The 19,094-nt window shown below is 70.6% G+C and carries 18 protein-coding genes; 10 read left to right on the top strand and 8 right to left on the bottom strand.

Annotated elements, in window-relative coordinates; translation table 11 throughout:
• Position 1 precedes the first annotated feature (1 nt).
• Positions 2–283, top strand: a complete 282-nt coding sequence (locus ACIBI9_RS24390; RefSeq protein WP_138670633.1) for a metal-sensitive transcriptional regulator — start codon at positions 2–4, stop codon at positions 281–283.
• 483 nt (positions 284–766) lie between these two features.
• Here the strand turns inward: ACIBI9_RS24390 and ACIBI9_RS24385 are convergent, their stop codons facing one another.
• Entirely contained in the window at positions 767–2,092 is a 1,326-nt protein-coding gene (locus ACIBI9_RS24385; protein ID WP_397224521.1) for a hypothetical protein, read from the bottom strand.
• 53 nt (positions 2,093–2,145) lie between these two features.
• Between ACIBI9_RS24385 and ACIBI9_RS24380 the strand changes: the two genes are divergently transcribed.
• The gene (locus ACIBI9_RS24380) at positions 2,146–3,048 is read left to right on the top strand and encodes a hypothetical protein (protein WP_397224519.1); all 903 of its coding nucleotides are present in this window, start codon (positions 2,146–2,148) and stop codon (positions 3,046–3,048) included.
• Here the strand turns inward: ACIBI9_RS24380 and ACIBI9_RS24375 are convergent.
• The gene (locus ACIBI9_RS24375; RefSeq protein WP_397224517.1) at positions 3,020–3,541 is read right to left on the bottom strand and encodes a gamma carbonic anhydrase family protein; all 522 of its coding nucleotides are present in this window, start codon (positions 3,539–3,541) and stop codon (positions 3,020–3,022) included. The genes ACIBI9_RS24380 and ACIBI9_RS24375 overlap by 29 nt on opposite strands.
• Positions 3,542–3,691: 150 nt before the next feature.
• On the opposite strand from ACIBI9_RS24375, the gene ACIBI9_RS24370 reads away from it, so the two are divergent.
• Positions 3,692–5,245 carry a hypothetical protein gene (locus ACIBI9_RS24370; RefSeq protein WP_397224515.1) on the top strand — a complete coding sequence of 518 codons (1,554 nt, stop codon included), beginning with the start codon at positions 3,692–3,694 and terminating at the stop codon, positions 5,243–5,245.
• Positions 5,246–5,289: 44 nt separating this feature from the next.
• Here the strand turns inward: ACIBI9_RS24370 and ACIBI9_RS24365 are convergent, their stop codons facing one another.
• The 3 genes from ACIBI9_RS24365 to ACIBI9_RS24355 all read right to left on the bottom strand — a co-directional run bounded on the left by ACIBI9_RS24365 (position 5,290) and on the right by ACIBI9_RS24355 (position 7,491).
• Entirely contained in the window at positions 5,290–6,042 is a 753-nt protein-coding gene (locus tag ACIBI9_RS24365; RefSeq protein WP_397224514.1) for a GntR family transcriptional regulator, read from the bottom strand.
• Positions 6,043–6,194: 152 nt separating this feature from the next.
• Positions 6,195–6,737, bottom strand: a complete 543-nt coding sequence (locus tag ACIBI9_RS24360) for a VanZ family protein (RefSeq protein ID WP_397224513.1) — start codon at positions 6,735–6,737, stop codon at positions 6,195–6,197.
• Positions 6,738–6,777: 40 nt separating this feature from the next.
• Entirely contained in the window at positions 6,778–7,491 is a 714-nt protein-coding gene (locus tag ACIBI9_RS24355) for a dienelactone hydrolase family protein (protein WP_397224512.1), read from the bottom strand.
• 124 nt (positions 7,492–7,615) lie between these two features.
• Here ACIBI9_RS24355 and ACIBI9_RS24350 point away from each other — a divergent pair, with 124 nt between their 5' ends.
• From ACIBI9_RS24350 to kynU, 5 genes are read left to right on the top strand one after another with little or no spacing between them, the layout of a single operon-like run.
• Positions 7,616–9,025, top strand: coding sequence for an aldehyde dehydrogenase family protein (locus ACIBI9_RS24350; protein ID WP_397224510.1), 1,410 nt, complete (start codon positions 7,616–7,618; stop codon positions 9,023–9,025).
• Entirely contained in the window at positions 9,018–9,815 is a 798-nt protein-coding gene (locus ACIBI9_RS24345; protein ID WP_397224508.1) for a 2-keto-4-pentenoate hydratase, read from the top strand. The genes ACIBI9_RS24350 and ACIBI9_RS24345 overlap by 8 nt, the downstream gene beginning before the upstream one ends.
• Positions 9,812–10,243 (top strand): RidA family protein, encoded by a 432-nt coding sequence (locus tag ACIBI9_RS24340; RefSeq protein WP_397224506.1) that lies wholly within the window; start codon positions 9,812–9,814, stop codon positions 10,241–10,243. The genes ACIBI9_RS24345 and ACIBI9_RS24340 overlap by 4 nt, the downstream gene beginning before the upstream one ends.
• Before the next feature lie 35 nt (positions 10,244–10,278).
• Positions 10,279–11,367, top strand: a complete 1,089-nt coding sequence (locus ACIBI9_RS24335; protein ID WP_397224504.1) for an ABC transporter substrate-binding protein — start codon at positions 10,279–10,281, stop codon at positions 11,365–11,367.
• Positions 11,368–12,579, top strand: coding sequence for a kynureninase (kynU, locus tag ACIBI9_RS24330; RefSeq protein WP_397224730.1), 1,212 nt, complete (start codon positions 11,368–11,370; stop codon positions 12,577–12,579).
• On the opposite strand, the gene ACIBI9_RS24325 is transcribed toward kynU, so the two are convergent.
• Positions 12,572–12,952: an MmcQ/YjbR family DNA-binding protein gene (locus ACIBI9_RS24325; RefSeq protein ID WP_397224502.1), complete on the bottom strand. Its 381-nt coding sequence runs from the start codon at positions 12,950–12,952 to the stop codon at positions 12,572–12,574. The two genes, kynU and ACIBI9_RS24325, sit on opposite strands and share 8 nt — an antisense overlap.
• Complete coding sequence (locus tag ACIBI9_RS24320; protein WP_397224500.1) at positions 12,949–13,980, bottom strand: DUF2293 domain-containing protein; 1,032 nt, start codon at positions 13,978–13,980, stop codon at positions 12,949–12,951. The genes ACIBI9_RS24325 and ACIBI9_RS24320 overlap by 4 nt, the downstream gene beginning before the upstream one ends.
• A gap of 181 nt (positions 13,981–14,161) precedes the next feature.
• Here ACIBI9_RS24320 and ACIBI9_RS24315 point away from each other — a divergent pair, with 181 nt between their 5' ends.
• Positions 14,162–14,968 carry an FKBP-type peptidyl-prolyl cis-trans isomerase gene (locus ACIBI9_RS24315; protein ID WP_397224498.1) on the top strand — a complete coding sequence of 269 codons (807 nt, stop codon included), beginning with the start codon at positions 14,162–14,164 and terminating at the stop codon, positions 14,966–14,968.
• 58 nt (positions 14,969–15,026) lie between these two features.
• Here the strand turns inward: ACIBI9_RS24315 and ACIBI9_RS24310 are convergent, their stop codons facing one another.
• Positions 15,027–15,923 carry a M23 family metallopeptidase gene (locus tag ACIBI9_RS24310; protein WP_397224496.1) on the bottom strand — a complete coding sequence of 299 codons (897 nt, stop codon included), beginning with the start codon at positions 15,921–15,923 and terminating at the stop codon, positions 15,027–15,029.
• 108 nt (positions 15,924–16,031) lie between these two features.
• On the opposite strand from ACIBI9_RS24310, the gene ACIBI9_RS24305 reads away from it, so the two are divergent.
• Positions 16,032–18,734 (top strand): BTAD domain-containing putative transcriptional regulator, encoded by a 2,703-nt coding sequence (locus ACIBI9_RS24305; protein WP_397224494.1) that lies wholly within the window; start codon positions 16,032–16,034, stop codon positions 18,732–18,734.
• Positions 18,735–19,094 lie beyond the last annotated feature (360 nt).

The following is a 19,094-nucleotide window of genomic DNA, read 5'->3' as shown; positions in this document are numbered from 1 at the left end:
CATGCATGGGTACAGCGGAGACAAGCAGGCATATCTGACGCGTCTCAGGCGGATCGAGGGTCAGATCAGGGGCCTGCAGCGCATGGTCGATGACGACGCCTACTGCATCGACGTGCTCACCCAGGTCTCCGCGGCCACGCGGGCGCTCCAGGCGGTGGCGCTGGGGCTGCTGGAGGAGCACATCTCCCACTGCGTGGCGGACGCGATCAACAGTGGCGGGCCGGAGGCCGACGCGAAGGTCAAGGAGGCCTCGGCGGCCATCGCGCGCCTCGTCCGCTCATAGGCGCGGCGGTCCTCCTTCAGAAGGAGGTCGTACCGAGGGATTAACTAGTTATGGGAAACCCCGGAAACCTTCTAACTAGGTCTCCGGGGCTAGTAATCGAGTTGATCCTTCAGCGGCTCGCCGAAGTCCGCAATCCGAGCGCGTCGTCGAGTTCGTCCAAGGTCAGCCGCCGCTCGCTGACAGCCACGGCCGTGAGCACCTCGGCGTAGAGCGCAATCTCGTCCAACGCGACACGGTCATGGACCCGAGAGTCCAGGTCATCGTGCCCCACCGCGTCGTCCTTCCTTCCGCAGCCCACACCCTCTACGAGGTTACGGCGGAGACCCTTCTGGCAACATGGCCCATCGGAGTCATTCCTTTCCGAACCGCGGGGCCCCGTGGCGATCATTTCCCGAATCAGAGATCACAATTCGGAGAATTGCCTGTTACCTGAGCGTTAGATCGATATAGGCGGAGTAAGGGTTAAATAACGATATTTGTGGTTTAGGTGTGGTCTGTGTGGTTGTCGTCGCGTTCGTGGATGAGTCTGCGCACGAGCGCCGTCTGCCCGGCCAGTCCCCGCTCCGGCACCTTGGCCCCCGTCAGCCTGCCCCACGCGAGCCCCGTCGCGTACGCGGCCCCGAGCACGGCCGCGGTGCTCGCCCGGTCCGGCGGCGTGATCTCCAGCGCCGCCGCGGGCTTGGTCAGCACCTGACCGGGCACGGGGAAGCCGTCCGGCTCGGTCGACTCGCTCGCTGAGGTGCCGGTCAGCCCGGCGCGCTCCAGCTCCTCGTACGCGCGCCTGAGCCGGTGGTCCAGCCGGGCCGGCAGCCGCCCCTTGGAGTCCGACAGGTCGGCCAGGAACGTGGCGGCGGCCATGGGCGGGTCGGGCATGAAGGCCAGCGCCTCCACCAGGTCGTAGACGGCGTGCGAGAAGTCCGCCTCCAGGTCGTTCTCGACGAGCAGGGCCCGGCACAGCCGCGGCGGGCAACGCTCCAGCCAGGCCGCCCGCAGGGCCTCGGCGTCCATGCGAGCGTCGTCGAGCCCCGGCCGGCGCAGCATGGGCTCGACCATCGTCAGCAGGGCGAGCGCCCGCGGCCTGAAGCGGGTGTCGGACATCAGGATCTGGGCCGCGTCCGCCATGGTGGCGGCGAGCCTGAGCGCGGCCCGCGACTGCCCCGCCCGCTGTCGCTCGGCGACGAGCGTGGCGAGGTCGAGCAGCGGCGGCGCGGGCAGCCAGCGCACCCACTCGTCGCCGGGCAGCGGGCGGCGCAGATACTCGCCGAACACCGTGATCAGCCGCTCGTTGCCGTCGAACGCGGGCGCGTACGCGCACCACATGATCGCGCCCCAGACGGCCGCCACCGTGCTCGGCACGTCGGAGCCGAAGATCTCGTCGAACGCCGTCAGCGGGTACTCCAGCTCCGACTTGAGCCCGCTGGACCGCAGCAGCACCCTGAGCCGCTCGGTGAGGCTCTCGGAGACGTCGGGGCCGATGAACGCCTGGGTGGAGCCGGGCTCGGCGTGGAAGTCGGCCCCGTACGGGACCACGTCGTCCGGCAGCACAGCCGCGGGATGCTGCACCTGGCGCGCCCGGGTGCCCCTCGGAGGCGGCGCGAGGTGCCAGCGGCCGTCGGCCGGATCGTGCAGATGCCAGCGCGCGTGCAGCCCGAAGAGCCATCTGTCGCCATCTGGGGTCACAAGTATTCTGGCGGCCAGTACGTGGGCCCGATCGGGGACGGAAAGCCCTTGCCAGCGCGGGTCCGCGACCATCGCCCGTACCTCCGCCTCGGCGGAGGTGAACGCATCCCAGGGTCGCACGGGCGCCATCGTACTGGGAGCGTCCAAATCATCCACCGGCATTTCACGGCACAATGACCGTTATGAGGGCGAAGGTTGCAGGGGTGCTGGCGGTGGTCGGCGCGCTCTCCGCTTGCGGTACGGCCACGACGGCGCAGCCGTCCCCGACGGGGCCGGGGGTGCTCACACTGGACAAGGCCACGGCGCCGGAGCCCGGCGGTGAGGTGGGCGAGGCGTCCACGGAGTTCCAGAACGCGACGGACATGTCCATGTGGACCAAGCTGAGCGAGACGGAGAAGGACGTCGACCGGATCGGCAAGCTCGACATCAACAAGACCGTCAAGGGCTCCCTGTATCTGGAGCCCAGGACCTCGGCCTGGTTCGACGGCTTCCGCGGCCCCTTCGTGTACCAGGAGCTGGCGGGCGACGTGCTCATGTACGCCAGGGTCAAGGTCGAGGGCAAGAAGGGCGGGCAGCCCAAGCGGAAGTTCTCGCTCGGGGGCCTGATGGCCCGCCAGCCCGGCTCGTACGCCAAGCCCAACTGGGTGTCGGTCACCACCGGCACGGCCGAACAGAGCGGCAAGGTCGAGGTGAAGTACACCCAGGACGGCAGCTCCAAACCTCAGGAGCTAGCCGTCAAGACCGGCTGGGTGGACCTGGCGCTCGGCCGGGTGGGCCGCGTCTTCGTCGCGCTCTACAGGGAGGACGGCGGCAAGTGGAAGGTCGGCCGGCGCTGGCCGTCCAACCTCCCCGACGTGCTCCAGTGGGGCATCACCGCCTACACCGACTGGGACAGCTACAACCTGCTCAAGAAGGACGCGACCAAGGCCAACGCCAAGCTGGTCAAGGGCGTGCCCGACCTGAAGCTGACCGTCGACTTCGTCCGGTTTTTACGCCCCGAGCTGCCCGAGTACGCGGACGCGCTCAACACCGCCTCGGTGTCGGACGAGGTCCTGATCAAAGCGATGACGCCTGCCGGTGCCTGAGCGCCTTGGCCATGTAGTTGTCCGGCGTGCGGGCGAAGGACGCCCGGTCGTCGTCGGTGAGTTCGCGTACGATTTTTCCGGGCACACCGGCCACCAGCACGCCGGACGGGATCTTCTTGCCCGGTCCGACGAGCGCGCCGGCGGCCACCAGGGTGCCCGCACCGATGCGGGCGCCGCCCAGCACGATCGCGCCGATTCCGATCAGCGCGCCGGTCTCCACATGGGCGCCGTGGACCATGGCCTTGTGGCCCAGGCTGACCCGGTCCTCCAGGATCGCCGGCTCGCCGGGATCGGCGTGCAAGCAGCTCAGATCCTGTACGTTGCACTCCTCGCCGATCTCGATCCGCTCGTCGTCCCCTCGGAGAACGGAGCCGTACCAGATGCTGGACGCCCGGCCCACTCGCACTCTGCCGACCACGACGGCGCCAGGGGCTATGAAGGCCTCAGGGTGTATGTCCGGGACTGCCCCGTTATCCAACGATGCGATGTACATCCGAGCCATCGTAATTCCCCGTCCGGCTGAGGCGTTCCGGTTGCGGACGTGGGCAGATGGCAGGAAAGTCGTTTCCTGACGTCTCGTTGTCAGACCCTCACAACCCGCAATTTTCCCCCGCCTCACGCAAACCACCCTTAGGTAACCCCCATGATGAACCAGCACGAGAGCATTCCCGATCTGATGCAAGAGGACACCTTCGAGGTCGTGATGCGCGGCTACAACCGCCGTCAGGTTCACGACTACATGATCCGAACCCGCAACCAGGTAAGGGATCTGGAAGAGCGGCTGGCCCGGGCCATCGACCAGGCAGAGCAGGGCCGCATCGAGCTCGCGGAGGCCAGGCGGCGCATGGTCGAGGCGCCGCAGAGCTACGACGACCTGAGCCCGAGACTCGCCCAGATCCTCCGGCTCGGCGAGGAGGAGGCCGCGGCCAAGCGGGAGGACGCCGTGGCCGAGGCCGCCAGCGTGCGGGACGCGGCCAAGTCGGAGGCCGACCGGCTGCTGACGTCGTCCCGCGAGACCGCCGACAAGATCCTCACCTCCGCCCAGGCGGAGGCGGAGCGGCGCGTGAACGAGGCCACGCAGGCGGCGGAGCGGATGCTGGCCCAGGCGGGCTCGGACGCGGAGGAGCAGCTCGCAGCCGCCCGCACCGAGGCCGAGGACCTGCTGCGCGACTCGCGCGCCGAGTCCGAGCGGCTGGTCACGGCCGCCCAGTCGGAGTCGGAGCAGATCATGCAGGCCGCCAACGCGCAGGCCGAGCAGCTGGTGACGGGCGCGCGGAACGACTCGGAGTCGATGCTGACCTCCGCGCAGCAGCGCACCGCCGCGCTCGACGAGCAGACGGGGCGGCGGGTCGAATATCTGACCAACACGCACACGGAGGTCGTGCGGCGGCTGACCGAGATCAGCTCCGTGCTCGGCGACCTCATGCGCACCGAGTCGGCGGCCGGGCCGCTGGTCCCCGACGCGGTCGCGGCCCCGGTCTCGCCGCAGGAGGACGTGCGGGTCATCGTGGACGAGGAGGTTGTTATGGAGTACACCCCCGTGGTGGTGGGGAGCTACTCCACCCACCCCCAAAACCAATTGGCCGGGGTGGCCTTGGGCCCCCCGCCCCCCCCCCCGGGGGGGGCCGGGGGGGGGGGGGCCCCCCCCCGGCTGGGACCGCCCCACAGCCGAGCGGGCGGTGAGAGCCGCGGGGCCGCGCGATTGGGGAAGGGGTGCGCGGCCCGGCGGTGCAGGCGGTCCACGGAGCGGAAGCCCCCGCCCCCGATCGGGTCGGAGGCTTCCGCGTCAGTGGCCCCTCCTGTTGGTGGCCCGGTGCCGGGGCCGCCGAGACGCTGGACACGGCACCGGGCTGCTCTTGTGCGCCGGCCGTGGGGCGCGCCACGGCCGGCGTCATGGAGGTGCGGGGCCGGCCCGCGGGTGCTGCCCACCGGCCCGCCTCTCCTGGTCCCGGAGCCGGCCGCGCAGGCCGTCCGGGTCGTCCGCGTCGATGGTCATCGCACATCCGGCATCGCGCTGCGCCGCGCTGAGCGGATGGTGTCTCGTGGCCCACCAGCGGCCCGCGTCGCTCCGCCAGATGGTCCATTGGGGATACTCCCGGGCGATCTCGGCAAGATGCCGATCAAAGGACATCGCTGTTCGCCTTTCCCGGCCCCAGGCGAGGGTTCCATCTCCTTCGACGATGCGGTACTTCTCTAGAGAACACAATGATCGTGCCGGACAGGGTCACCTTCCTTGACAAACTAGGCATCGAAGTCGTACTGGAGCACGTACGCGGCGGAGTCGAGCACCATCTCGTTGAGCTCGACGGGCAGCCCGCCCGAGGTGTAGGCGGTCCTGGCGATCACGATCACCGGTGTGCCCCCCGGCAGGTCGAGCAGCGCGATCTCGCGGGGTGACGGCATCCGCGCCCGCACCTCCTCGGTGAAGTGGGCGGGGGAGACGCCCAGGTCGCTCAGCCTGGCGTAGACGCCACCCGGTCCGGTGTCCGCGAGGGTGATCGCGCTGCCTTCGACCAGGTGCGCCGGGAAATACGAGGTGGCCAGCTGCACGGGCCTGGTGTCGACCGAGTAGCGGCGGCGACGTACCCATACCTCGCCGCTCTCGAGGACGCCCGCCACCTCCTCGCTGGCTCGCTCCAACACCACTTCCACCCGGTCCACGGTGAAAGGCCGGCCACGCGTGTCGGCGTCCCAGATGGCCCGCCCCTGACCCCACTGCTCTCTCGACAGGCGGCGTGAGCCGTGCCTGCGGATCGGTTTGAACAGCCGCACGTATACCCCCGAGCCTCGTTTGGGCACCGCCAGCCCTTCGTTGATCAGTACGGCAAGCGCCTGCCTGGCGGTGGCTCGTGCGATTGCGTATTCGGCCATCAGCGCGTTCTCGCCCGGTAGTCGGTCCCCGTCGCGCAGTTCGCCGGACAGGATCCGGGCGCGGAGGCCGTCGGCGATGCGGCGATAGATAGGGGGCTCGTGGGGTACCGGGGATTCAGACAACTTTGATCACCCTCTGTCACCAACCAGGTTGTGGCGTCTCCAGAGAACTTGCCCCGTCTTGTCCACGATCGCACAGATAGAAAGGTTGGTCGCGGCCTTCTTTTGAGCGGATCGTGCCCGAGTGGTGAATTCCGGCGAGTTTTAGCAGACCGTTATCGTGGAACGGTCCCGGCCGGTACTCGATCGGCCCACCAGCGCCGAGTAACCAAAGCGAAGATCACGGCGCCTGCCGTGTTCAGGAGCACATCGTCGACGGAGGAGAAACGGCCTAGTCGCAAGGCGTACTGCAGGACCTCGACGATGACCGAAAATGCGGCCGCGACCGCCGCAACGCGCGGGAGAGAGGACATCGCGCGGCTGCGCACCGGGAGCAGCGCGCCGAGCGCGGCGAACACCAGCAGATTGCCTCCGACCTGCACCAACACCGCCTCCCACGGCGCGCTGACCAGGTCGATGAGATCTTTGAACGGGACGGGACTGACTCCGGTCTGACCGTTGCGCGGGGTGAGGGTCATCCAGATCCACGGAGCCGTGCCGACCGCTATGCCGACGTCGGCGATCGACGTGCGCAGGGGTGCCGGGTGGCTGGCGCGAGCGCGGTGACGGGAGAGGAGCAAGATTGCTAGCAAGGCCAGGGGAAGTGCAAACGTACCAGCAATAATGACGTTTCCCCACAATTCCCACGTCCGCGCCATCCGCCCATAATGGCGATGATCTAGGGGTACCGGAAGATGTCTATCTGGACAGGGTCACCGGGAGGTGCTCGGACAGGAAGGTGAGCGCCACCTCCCAGGTGCGGGCGGCCGCCTCTGGGTGGTGGAACATCGGTGCCTCGCTGTTGTGGAAGGCGTGCCCGGCCTCCTCCTCGACGTGCATGACCACGTTCGGCCGGCCTTGCGCCGCCTGCTCGACGACGGCCACCCGGTCACGCTGGATGTACGGGTCGCTGCCGCCGAAGACCAGCAGGAGCGGCGCGGTGATGCGCTCCATGAGCCCGGTCGAGTCGGGCACGGCGGAGCCGTAGAAGGACAGGACCGCGGCCAGCTCCACCTGTGTGGCCAGCATGTAGTCGATCGAGCCGCCCAGGCAGAACCCGACCGCGCCGACCCCGCCCGCCACCTCGGGCAACTCGCCCAGGTGGGCCACCGTGAGCGCGCAGTCGGCCACCCCCTGCGCGAAGTCGAACCCGCCGGCCAGCTCGATCGCGGCCGCCGTGCCCTCGGGGGTGTGCTCGCCCAGCCAGCCGGGGTGCAGGCGCCAGAACAGGTCCGGCGCGGCCACCACGTAGCCGCGCGAGGCCAGGTCCAGCGCGACCTTCTCGATGTACGGCCCCACCCCGTAGATCTCCTGGACGAGCAGGATGCCGGGGCCCGTCCCGGCGTCGGGGAACCACAGGCGGACGTCGAAGCTGCCGTCGTGGGCAGCCACTTGATCGGTTCTGGTTCGCATGTGCAACAGCATCGCTCATAGCGCGGGCCGCGTTCCGGGGAGACGATGCGATCAGGAAGGTCCCGACGCACCCGTTGTCCGCCCATCGCCCGGCGATCTATACAGGGGAGAAGAGGAGAGTGTTGTGCTGACCCATTTCATCGGTGGCGAGCCGGTGGGCGCGGGTAAGACGTTCCCCGTCCACGACCCGGTGACGGGCGCGGTGATCAGGCAGGTGCACGAGGCCGACCCCGAAGTCGTGGACCGGGCGGTGCGCGCGGCCAGGGAGGCGGCCCGCGACTGGGCGGCGATGCCCGTCGGCGAGCGCGCCGGGTGGATGCGGCGCCTGGCCGAGGGCATCGAGTCCCGCTTCGACGACCTGGTGGACGCGGAGATCGCCGACACGGGCAAGCCGATCGACCAGACCCGCACGCTCGACGTCCCGCGAGGCATCGCCAACTTCCGCGCGTTCGCCGAGATCGCCGCCCAGCGCCCGGACGACGCCTTCCACCTGTCCGGGGTGCTCAGCTACACCGTGCGCAGGCCGCTCGGCGTGGTCGCGGTGATCGTCCCGTGGAACCTGCCGTTCCTGCTGATGACCTGGAAGCTCGCGCCCGCCCTCGTCGCCGGCAACACCGTGGTGGTCAAGCCGTCGGAGCACACGCCGGGCTCGGCGGCGGTCTTCGCCGAGATCTGCGCCGACACCGGGCTGCCCGCGGGCGTCGTCAACATCATCTTCGGGTACGGCTCCTCCGGCCACCTCCTGGTCGAGCACCCGGGGGTGGACGCCGTGACGTTCACCGGCTCCACCAGGACCGGCACCGCGATCATGAACACGGCGGCCGACCGGGTCAAGCCGATCTCGTTCGAGCTGGGCGGCAAGAACGCGGGGCTGATCTTCGAGGACTGCCGGCTCGACCGGGCCGTCGAGGGGACCGCGAAGTCGGTCTTCACCAACGGCGGGCAGGTGTGCCTGTGCACCGAGCGGGTCTACGTGCAGCGGTCGATCTTCGAGGAGTTCTGCGCCCGGCTGTCGGCCCGCGCGCAGGAATTCGAGCCGCAGCCCATGATCTCGAAGGAGCACCGCGAGAAGGTGCTCTCCTACTACGCCCTGGCCCGCTCGGAGGGAGCCAAGGTGCTCACGGGGGGTGGCGTCCCCGCGTTCGGCGACAACCGCGATGCCGGATATTTCGTGGAACCGACGGTGGTGGCAGGCTTGTCGGAGTGGTCAAGGTTCAACAGAGAAGAGATCTTCGGCCCCGTGTGCCATGTCGCGCCCTTCGACAGCGAGGCCGAGGCGGTCGATCTGGCCAACGGCAGCGAGTACGGCCTGGCCGCCACGCTCTGGACGGGTAACCTCGACCGCGCCCACCGGGTGGCGCAGCGGCTGGAGGCCGGGCTCGTCTGGGTGAACACTTGGTATCTGCGTGACCTGCGCACCCCGTTCGGCGGCGTGAAGCTGTCGGGCATCGGCAGGGAGGGCGGCGTCCAGTCACTCGACTTCTACTCTCAACCCACCACGATCACCATCAGACTGGAGCAACCCGATGCATGACGAATGGTCCGAGGCCGTGGACACGCGGTCCCAGGTCGCCGACCGGCTGGCCGATGCCGCGAGTTCCGGCAAACCGTGCCCGCCGATCAGGGACCTGGTCAGCACGGTGGCCGAGGCGTACGCCATTCAGGAGATCAACACGCGGCGGGCGCTCGGAGCGGGGCGGCGGCTGGTCGGCAGGAAGATCGGCGTGACCAACGTGGTGCTGCAGCGGCAGTTCGGCATCGACCAGCCGGACTTCGGCATGCTCTTCGCGGACATGTCCTACTGCGACGGGCTCCCCGTGCCCGTCGACGCCTTCCTGCAGCCGCGGGCCGAGGCCGAGGTCGCGCTGGTGCTCGGCAAGGACCTGGCCGGCGGGCCGTTCACGGCCGCCGATGTGCTCAGGGCCGTGGACTTCGCGCTGCCCGCCATCGAGATCGCCGACTCGCGGATCGCCGACTGGGACATCTCGCTGGCCGACACGGTCGCGGACAACGCCTCGGCCGGCGCGTTCGTGCTGGGCAGCACGCCCGTCCCGCTGACCGGGCTCGACCTGCGGGCGGTCCGGATGACGATGACCCGGCGCGGCGAGGAGGTCTCGACCGGCTCCGGCGACCTGGTCATGGGCAACCCGCTCAACGCCGCCGTCTGGCTCGCCACCCGGCTCGGCCGCACCGACTACGCGCTGCGCGCCGGAGACGTGGTGCTGACCGGCGCGCTGGGCCCCGTCGTGCCCGCCGGCCCGGAGGACGAGTTCGAGGCGCGCATCGAGGGGCTGGGCTCCGTCCGGGCGGTGTTCTCCAAGTGATCGAACGCACCAAAGGGCTCCTGGTGCCCGGCAAGGCCGCTCCCCGAGGCAGGTTCCCGCACGTCAAGCGGGCAGGCGACCTCCTGTACGTCTCGGGCACGAACTGCCGGCGCACCGACGGCACCTTCGTGGGCGTGGAAGTGGACGACTACGGTGCGACCAACCTGGACATCCGCGCTCAGACCAGGGCGGTCATCGAGAACGTCGGCGACATCCTCAAGGCCGCCGGAGGCTCGCTCGGCGACCTGGTTCAAATCACTGCCTATCTGGTCAACATGAACGACTTCACGGGCTACAACGAGGTCTACGCCGAGTTCTTCGACGAGGAGGGGCCCACAAGGGCCACCGTCGCGGTGCACCAGCTCCCGCACCCCCACCTGCTCATCGAGATGCAGGCCGTCGCCTACCGTCCGCAGGAGCGGCCATGACCCCCCGTACGGCAGAGGCGTTCCCGGGCTGAGCCATGCGCGTATCCGTCCTGGGGTTGGTGGTGCTGATGGCCGCCGGTTGCGGCGGGTCGGCGCCGCTGCTGGCCGAGGGCGATCCCCCGGTCAAGGTCGGCGCGATCATCTCGCAGACCGGCGTGTACGCCGCGCTCGGCGACGACATGGAGGCCGCCATGCGCCTCTACCTGGACGACCACGGGGGACGCCTGGGCGACCGGCCGGCCCGGCTGGTCGTGGCCGACGACGCCGGCAACCCGGAGGAGGGCCAGAAGCAGGCCAGGCGGCTCATCGAGGACGAGGGCGTGAACGTGATCACCGGGCTGATCTCCTCGCCCGTCGCCGAGTCGGTGGTCAAGGCGGCGGGCCGCACTCCCGTGGTGATCGCCAACGCGGGCGCCGACGCGCTGGGCGGCCCGAACGTCTTCCGCGTGTCGTACACCAACCACGCCCACGGCTACGCGGCCGGCCGGTACGCCGCCGAGCGGTACGGCAAGGAGGGTGTGGTGCTCATGGCCTCCGACTACTCGGCGGGCGTCGAAACGCTCAGGGGCTTCGCCGAGGGATACGGCGCGCAGCCCCTCAAACGCATCCTGACGCCCTACGGCCGGGTCACGGACCTGGAGCCGTACTTCGCCCAGATCCCGCCCGGGACGAAGCTCCTGTACGCGTTCTACGCCGGGGGAGAGGCGGTCGAGTTCCTGAAGGGGTACCGGCAGCACGCCTCCGAGATCGCGTTACTGGGCTGCCAGAACCTCACGGACGAGGACGTGCTGCGAGCCGTCGGCCGGGAGGCCGAGGGCGTCACCACCGTCGGCATGTACTCGCCCGCGCTGGACAACCCGGACAACGCCGCGTTCGTGGCCCGGTGGCGGGCCAGGACCGGCAGGAACCCGTCCTCGGTCGCGCTCCAGGGCTGGGACGCCATGCGGCTCATCGACCGGGGATTATCCGCGAACGGCGGAATGGCGGCGGTGGGCGAGCTGGACGGGCCGCGAGGGACGTTCCGGCTGGACGCGACCCACAACCCGGTGCAGAAGTGGTACGCCCGCGAGTACCAGAATGGCGTGAACCGGATAGTCGCCACCATCCCCCCGCAACAGGAGTGAATCGTGGACCGCGACCAGTGCCTCGCCCTCGACGCGAACGACCCGCTGCGGGCTTTCAAGGACGAGTTCGTGCTGCCGGAGGGGGTCGTCTACCTCGTCGGCAACTCGCTCGGCGCGCTGCCCCGCCGCACCGCCGAACGGGTGCGGCAGACGGTCGAGGACGAATGGGGCAGGCAGCTCGTCGGCGGCTGGAACCACGCCGGCTGGTACGCCCAGCCGCTGACCGCGGGCGACCGGCTGGCCCCGCTGATCGGCGCGGGCCCCGGGCAGGTCGTGGTGGGCAACACCACCTCGATCGCGGTCTTCCAGGCGGTGGCCGCGGCGCTGCGGCTGCGTCCCGACCGCCGGGTGATCGTCTCAGACGTCCGGAACTTCCCCACCGACCACTACATGGTCCAGGGGCTGGCCGGGCTGCTCGGCGGCTACGAGGTGCGCGACTTCGCGCAGGGGCGCTTCGACGACGCGGCCGTGGTGCTGCTGTCGGAGGTCGACTACCGCACCGGCGCCCGCCACGACGTGCCGTCGGTCACCGCCCGGGTGCACGAGGCCGGCGCGCTGATGGTCTGGGACGTGTGCCACAGCGTGGGGGCCATGGACGTGGACGTCTCGGGGGCCGACTTCGCGGTGGGGTGCACGTACAAGTACCTCAACGCGGGGCCGGGCGCGCCCGCCTTCCTCTACGTCAACCCGCGGCACCACGCCGCCGCCGAGAACGTGCTGTCCGGCTGGCACGGGCACGCCGAGCCGTTCGCGTTCGAGGCCGACTACCGCCCGGCGGAGGGCGTCCGGCGGTTCGCGGTGGGCACCCCGCACGTGCTGTCGTTCGCGGCGCTGGAGGCGGCGCTCGACGTGTGGGAGCGGGTGCCGATGGACCAGGTGCGGGCCAAGAGCATGGCGTTGACCTCGCTCTTCGTGGACCTGGTCGGCGACGCGCTGGAGCTGGTCTCGCCCGCCGACGCCGCCGCCCGGGGCAGCCAGGTGAGCTTCCGCCACCCCCACGGCTACCCGGTGATGCGCGCGCTGATCGACCGGGGCGTGCACGGGGACTTCCGCGCGCCGGACGTCCTCAGGTTCGGCTTCGCGCCGCTCTACATCGGCTACGCCGACGTCCACGACGCGGCGGCCACGCTGCTCGAAGTGCTTGCGCCAGACTCGACGGGCAAGGAGCTGTGGCGCGACGAGCGGTACGCCACGCGCCTCGCGGTCACCTGACCGGGTTCTCGTCCAGCTGCTTGACCGCCCGCTTGGGCGCGATGGCCCGGTAGCTCTCCTCCACCCAGTCGAGCAGCACCTCCGTCTCGGGCAGCTCCGACAGGAACGGCACCGTCACCCACCCCGCCTTGCCGAGCCCGTGGCCGGTTGGCGCGGCCCCCTCCACGGTCAGCGCGTGGCCGTGCGCCTCCGACAGCAGCTTCACGCTGAACATCGGGTCCCACTTCTCGGTCTGCTCGTCGATGCCGAGGAAGAGGAAGACCTTCTTGTTCGCCTTGATGACGGTCTCGCCCCACGGGTGGTCCTCGTGCGCCTCGGGCAGCCCGAGTGCGAAGGCGCGCAGCTCTTCCCGTACGTCGTGCCAGTCGCTCATCCGCGGAACTCCTCCAGTTTGCGCTCGATGCTTTCCCTGATCCTGTCCCTGGCCTCCATCCTGGGCACGCCGGACATGAGCAGGCGGTCGTAGTCGGTGTCGAGGTGCCTGATGGAGGCGATGACGGCCAGCGTGATGACAGTTTCGGAGAGCGCCTTGGCCGCCGCCGTCCTGCCCACCCGGCCGCTGCCGCGCTGGGCGGCGTGCTCGGCGATCTCCTGGGCCCGGTCCCGGGGGCAGCCGGGGAACAGCCTGGCGATCTCGGCCGCCATCCTGGCCTGGAAGTCGACGTCCTGCTCGGCCCTGCGGACGCGGTCGCGTTCGCGGCGGCGCTCGCGTACCTCCTCGTCGGCCAGGCACCGCTCCTCGGCGGCGGCCAGCGCGGCCTCCTCCACCAGCAGGCCGAAGCGCTGGTAGACCTTGCGCCGCCGGTTGTACCGCACGACCACCGCCGACAGGCCGCTCTCCTGCTTGGCGCGGCGGCTGAGCGCGGCGTTGCCGGCCGGCAGGAACACCAGGTGGTCCATGTCCGCGCAGGTCAGGCAGTGCGGCCGGTCCTCCTCCATGATCAGGTAGGGGCCGGTGTCGCCGCAGGAGGCGCACGTCCAGGCGTCGAGCGGGGCCACCGCCACCAGGTCGGGCACCTTGGGCTCGGACAGCTTGCGGACCCTGGCCTCGCTGAGGTCGGGCGAGAGCCAGTGCACGCGGAACGGCTCCTGCCCGGGCCCGGAGGTGAAGCGCAGCTCGCGGTGGTCGCGGGTGCCGGCCACGTACGGCGTGTCCACCGGCCTGAGCCCCTTGGCCAGCGCCCACTCCCGCAGCAGGCCGGCCGTCGTGAGCAGGCGCTCCTCGTCGACGGCCGCCAGCTCCGCCAGCGTGCCTGCCCGGCCCTGCCGCCAGGTGTCCACGTGCCTGGAGTGCAGCCAGCGCAGGCCCGTCACCACGTCGATGAACGTCACGTACTTCCGTGTGGTCAGCGCGATCTCGGCCGCCTCCGCGACCCTGCGTGCCAGGTTGGGCTTGCTCACAGGACCTCCTTCGTCGGCCCTGTGCGCATTGCACTGTGTCCATTGGTTCGCTCGCTGCGCTCACTCACGGCTCAAGTCTCCCGCGCCTTTGTCGTGAGATGGCGAGACCGGCAGCTTTGCTTTTGCCCGTTGTGGCAAGTAACACGTTCGGACCACCGGCCGTGAGGCCATGGAGGATATCGTGCGCCTGTTCTTGCCGGCCGTGCTCATGCTCGCCACGTCGTGCGGCCTGGCCGAGGAAGGCACGGAGCCCGTCGTCACGGGCGCGTTCGGCACCAAGCCGGTCGTGGCCATACCCAAGGGCAGTCCGGGCCGCACGCCGCGGATCACCGTGCTGTCGACGGGCAGCGGGAGGCGCACGCTGCCGGGCGACGTGGTGCTCGCCGACGTGGACATCCGGCGGTGGTCGGGCAACCAGCCGTACCTGAGCACGTACGACGGCCACCAACCCACCTCGGTCGTCTTCGACGGCAGGCGGGTGTCGGAGACCTGGCGGCAGGCGCTCATCGGCCGGACCGCCGGCAGCCGGATCATGCTGGTCAGCCCCGCGGGCGAGGCCCTCGGCCCGGACGCGCCGCTCACGCTGACCGATCTCTCGCCCGCTGACACGCTGGTGCTCGTCTTCGACGTCCTGGGCGGCTATCCGCCCGACGCCCGGCTGGTCGGCCGTACCCTGCCGGTGATCCCGAAGGACCTCGCGCCGGGCTCGCCGCCCCGCACGCTCATCGACGGCTCCGGCGAGGAGGTCCTCGCCGGTTCGAAGGTGGTGGTCCAGTACGTGGTCGCGTCGTGGCCCGAGCGGACGGTCGTGGACTCGTCCTACCGGAGGGGCGGGCCGAGCGCGTTCACGCTGAAAGAGGGGGATGTGCCCGACGGCTGGCTGGGCGCGCTCGTGGGCCGGCAGGTCGGAAGCCGGGTGGCAGTTTCCGGTTTCGGTGACGAGCCATCACTCTACGTGATAGATGTACTGGGTACAGTTCATGTATGAGAGGGGCCGGGCGGGGGTTTTCCCAGGTTGACGGCAGAGCGCCCGGCCCCTCTGCCTTTCATCCGCAGTGTTCGAGCGGGCTGTCGTAGGTCGAGGAGCCGGCCTTGCCGCCCCACCTGACGCACTTGCCGGCCGCCGAGGCGATGACCGGTCCCGCGTAGTAGGCGAAGTTGCCTGAGTCCGTCTTCCTCGTACTGCCCTCCACTTCCAGGTAGGCCGTGGTGGCGGTGGCCGTGCCGACGTTCTTGTACTTCAGCGTGGTCACGCAGTTGTTGCCGTTGGAGGAGTTGTAGAGCAGGTAGACGGCGCCGTCACTGCCGAGCGTGGCCGAGTCGATCACGTCGTAGCCCGAGCCGCAGACCTCCGTCGGGGTGTGCGGGTTGCCGCAGTTCTTGGAGGTCACCGACTGCTGCGGGTACCCGAAGGTGACGCCGTTGAAGACGGCCTTCTGGATGTTGTCCGGGTAGTTGGTGCCCAGTCGCACCTCGTAGTGCAGGTGGGGGCTGATGTTGTTGCCCGGCTTGCTGGTGTTGCCGACCGTGCCGATCTGCTGGCCCTGCGACACCGACTGGCCCACGCTGACCGTACGGGTGTTCAGGTGGGCGTAGTACGTGGTCCAGCCGCCGCCGTGGTCGATCTTGACGAGGTTGCCGTAACCGTTGGTCGAGCCCTGGTGCGCGGAGATCACCACGGTTCCCGCCGCGGCCGCCACCACGGTGTCGCCGAGGTCGGCGTCCGCGGTGCTGCCCCGGTTGAAGTCGATCTCCCACGACTGGTGCGCGCTGCTGTTGCTGGAGTTGCCCGTCCACGTCTGGTTGCAGGGGAACGGGAGCTGGAAGTTCGTGGCGAGGATCTGCGCGTCCGACTCCGGCACGGGGTCGGCCGCGGCGACTGACGTCGTACCGAGGCTGAGTAACAAGGCGAGGCCCGCGACCATTGCTGCGCTGAGCTTCATGGGGTGATCCTTTCCCGTGGGATCTCTGAGACCAGGGTCTGGACAAAGCGCACAGGAATCGTCCAGAACCGATACAGGAAGCTGTCAGACCTCCGTAGAGGAGCCGATGTGCCGGTCACCTTCCATGTGCTCGGGCCGCTGGAGGTCCGTCGCGATGGCCGTCCCGTCCGGATCTCCGGCAGGAAGCCCCGCATGTTGCTGGCGACGCTGCTGCTCGACGCGGGCCGCGTGGTCGGCGCCGATCGGCTCGCCGAAGTGCTCTGGCCGCACCGCCCGCCCCGCTCCGCCCAGGCCAACCTCCGTACGTACGTCAGCTCGCTCCGCGCCGACCTCGGGCCCTCGCTCCTGCGGGCCGACGGAGCCGGGTACGCGATCGACGTGGGGGACGGCGCGCTCGACCTGCTGGAGTTCGAGGCCATGGTCGATCGGGGCGAGTTCGCCGAGGCGCTCGCGCTCTGGCGCGGGGCGCCGCTGTCCGACTTGCCCGGCAGCCCCGTCTGGGACCGTCGCCTAGAACCCCTTGACCAGGTACGCCTTCGTGCCGCCGAGGCGCTGATCGACCGGCGGATCCAGCGTGGGGACCACGACGGGGCCGTGTCCGAGCTGCGCGGGCTGCTGGCCGAGCACCCGTACCGCGAGGACCTGTGGGGGCGGCTGGTGCTGACCCTGCACAGCGGCGGCAGGAAGGCGGAGGCCCTGCGTGCCTACGCCACGGTCAGGGCCCAGCTCGTGGACGAGCTCGGCGTCGAGCCGGGGGCCGACCTGCGCGGGGCGTACGAGCTGATCCTGGCGGACGAGGCGCTGCCCGCCGTGCCCCGCCAGCTCCCGCCCCGCCTCCCCGACTTCACCGGCCGGACCGGAGAGGTGGCCGCGCTAAGCCGGCCGTTCTCCGTCGCGGTGATCTCGGGGCCGCCGGGCGCGGGCAAGTCGGCGCTGGCCGTGCACGCGGCGCACGCGCTGTGCGGCGCCTATCCCTCCGGGCAGCTCCACCTGGAGGTCGGCTCGCGGGAGCCGGGTGACCTGCTGGCCGAGGCGCTCAGGGGGCTCGGCGTTCCCGGCGTGCCGCCGACCGTGGGCGAGCGGTCCGCGCTGTTCAGGTCGCTGCTGGCCGGACGGCCGATGCTGGTGCTGCTCGACGACGCCCGCGACGCGGACCAGGTGCGCCCGCTGCTGCCCGGCAACGGCAGCGCGGTGATCGTCACCAGCCGGCGCCGCATCACCGAGCTGCCCGGCGCGGTGCTGGTCCAGCTCGGGCCGCTGGCGCCTGACGAGGCGCTGTCCCTGCTCGGCTCCATCGCGGGCGGGGACCGGGTGGCCCGCGAGCGCGAGGCCGCCCTGTCCATCGTGGCCGCCTGCGGCGGGCTGCCGCTGGCCGTCAGGAACGCGGGCACGCGCCTGGCCGCCCGGCCCGGGTGGTCGCTGTCGGTGCTCAGGCAGCGGCTGGAGGACGACTGGCTCGGCGAGCTACGGGACGTGCGGGCCAGCTTCGACGACGGATACGCGCGCCTGCCCGGGGAGGCCGCTCGTACGCTCGCGACGTTCGGCCTGCTCGGCGCGTCCGCGCAGCCCGGATGGGTGGTCGACGCGGTGCTCGGGCGGCACGGGGCCGACGACGTGACCGACCTGCTGGTGGACGTCAGCCTGCTGGACCTCGTCGGCACCGACGCGGTGGGGCAGCCGCGCTACCGCGTCCCCGACCTCATCGGCCGGCACGCACTCGAACGCGTTCCGGCCTTCCCGCTCGGACGGGAGAGCGCCGGACCCCGGCTGGACGCGGTGGCCAGGGTGCTGGCGGCGTGGACGGCGACCGCGGAGCACGCCATGGCGCGGCTGCCGACCACCGTGTTCAGCCTCACGGCCGCCCGGGCGCCGCGCTGGCGGCTGCCCGATCGCACGCTCGACCGGCTGACGTCCGACCCGGTCGCGTGGTTCGAGGCAGAGCACGAGGCGCTGGCCGGGGCGGTGGAGGTGGCGGCCGGGGCGGGCCTCGCGGAGTCGGCGTGGGGGCTGGCCGCCGCCATGGTCCCGTACCTCGACCTGCACTGCCACCTCGGCACCTGGCGGCGCACCCACACGTCCGCCCTCGCCGCCGCCCGGGCGGCCGGCGACAGGTACGGCGAGGCCGCCATGCTCAGGGGCCTGGCGCAGGTCGGCCTCTACCAGGACCGCTACGAGGAGGCGGCCGAGGGCTTCACCCGCTCCCGCCGGATATTCGCCGACCTGGGGGACCGGAGGGCCGAGGCCACCTCCATCTGCGGGCTCGGTGCCGTGAGCCAGTTCAGAGGCCGGACCGCGCACTCGCTCGGCCATTTCAGGGACGCGTTGTCCATCTTCGTGTCCACCGGCGACCGGCACGGCGAGGCGTTCGCCCGCCAGGCCATCGGGCGGGCCTGCCTGAAGTCGGGCGACCTGGAGCAGGCGTCGGAGTCGCTCGGCCAGGCCATGCGGCTGGCCCAGGAACTGGGGGACGCCCATCGGGAGGGCTGCGTGTGCCTCCAGATGGGGCACCTGCACCAGGCGATGTCGTTCCACCAGCACGCCCTGGAGATCTTCGAGTCGCTGGGGGACCGGCACTGCGGGGCGTACGCGCTGCAGAGCCTGGCCGGGCTGCAGGCGGCGCGCGGGGACCTGGCGCGGGCCTCCACCGGGCTCGAACGGTCGCTGGAGATCTTCCAGGAGCTCGGCGACCTCAGCGGCGCGGCCTCGTCCACGCAGCTCCTGGGCGAGCTGTACCGCTCGGCCGGTCGTACGGGGCTGGCGCGCACCTATCTCAGCCACGCCAGCGCGTTACGCCGCAACCTGCCCGTCTAGGACTTTCCGTCGAGGTCGGAGCGGATCGCGCTGTAGATGCGCCGTTGACGGTCTGGCACCATGCTTTTACACTCCGTATGCGATCTGGACGTGTGGTGCGGCGCCGGCTTTCGGGGCCCCCGTTCCACCGGAGCGATGGCCCGGGGCCTCCCTGGTTGCCGATGGCCGCGCTGGCATGGCCGGGTCGTGAAGGAGCCCGCCGCCCTGGATTGGACCGCACGCGGGACGTGCGTCGCTGCCTGGGGTTGTACGTGGGTGACCAGTGCGCCCAAGACCGTTCGGGGCGTGCCGCTGCGCGGGGCTCGCTCTTGCTCAGTGTCAAGGGACGGTTCTGGAAGCCGTACCACTGCGTGCTGTCGG

Source organism: Nonomuraea sp. NPDC050451, from assembly GCF_044458585.1.
Note: the sequence above shows the minus strand (reverse complement) of the source record. Positions and strands in the feature narration are given on the sequence as shown.

Bases quoted from the DNA above. Each gene is read 5' to 3' on its own strand.
- ACIBI9_RS24390 (WP_138670633.1), top strand. From the start codon at position 2: ATGCATGGGTACAGCGGAGACAAGCAGGCATATCTGACGCGTCTCAGG.
- ACIBI9_RS24385 (WP_397224521.1), bottom strand. From the start codon at position 2,092: ATGGCGCCCGTGCGACCCTGGGATGCGTTCACCTCCGCCGAGGCGGAG.
- ACIBI9_RS24380 (WP_397224519.1), top strand. From the start codon at position 2,146: ATGAGGGCGAAGGTTGCAGGGGTGCTGGCGGTGGTCGGCGCGCTCTCC.
- ACIBI9_RS24375 (WP_397224517.1), bottom strand. From the start codon at position 3,541: ATGTACATCGCATCGTTGGATAACGGGGCAGTCCCGGACATACACCCT.
- ACIBI9_RS24370 (WP_397224515.1), top strand. From the start codon at position 3,692: ATGATGAACCAGCACGAGAGCATTCCCGATCTGATGCAAGAGGACACC.
- ACIBI9_RS24360 (WP_397224513.1), bottom strand. From the start codon at position 6,737: ATGGCGCGGACGTGGGAATTGTGGGGAAACGTCATTATTGCTGGTACG.
- ACIBI9_RS24355 (WP_397224512.1), bottom strand. From the start codon at position 7,491: ATGCGAACCAGAACCGATCAAGTGGCTGCCCACGACGGCAGCTTCGAC.
- ACIBI9_RS24345 (WP_397224508.1), top strand. From the start codon at position 9,018: ATGCATGACGAATGGTCCGAGGCCGTGGACACGCGGTCCCAGGTCGCC.
- ACIBI9_RS24335 (WP_397224504.1), top strand. From the start codon at position 10,279: ATGCGCGTATCCGTCCTGGGGTTGGTGGTGCTGATGGCCGCCGGTTGC.
- ACIBI9_RS24325 (WP_397224502.1), bottom strand. From the start codon at position 12,952: ATGAGCGACTGGCACGACGTACGGGAAGAGCTGCGCGCCTTCGCACTC.
- ACIBI9_RS24310 (WP_397224496.1), bottom strand. From the start codon at position 15,923: ATGAAGCTCAGCGCAGCAATGGTCGCGGGCCTCGCCTTGTTACTCAGC.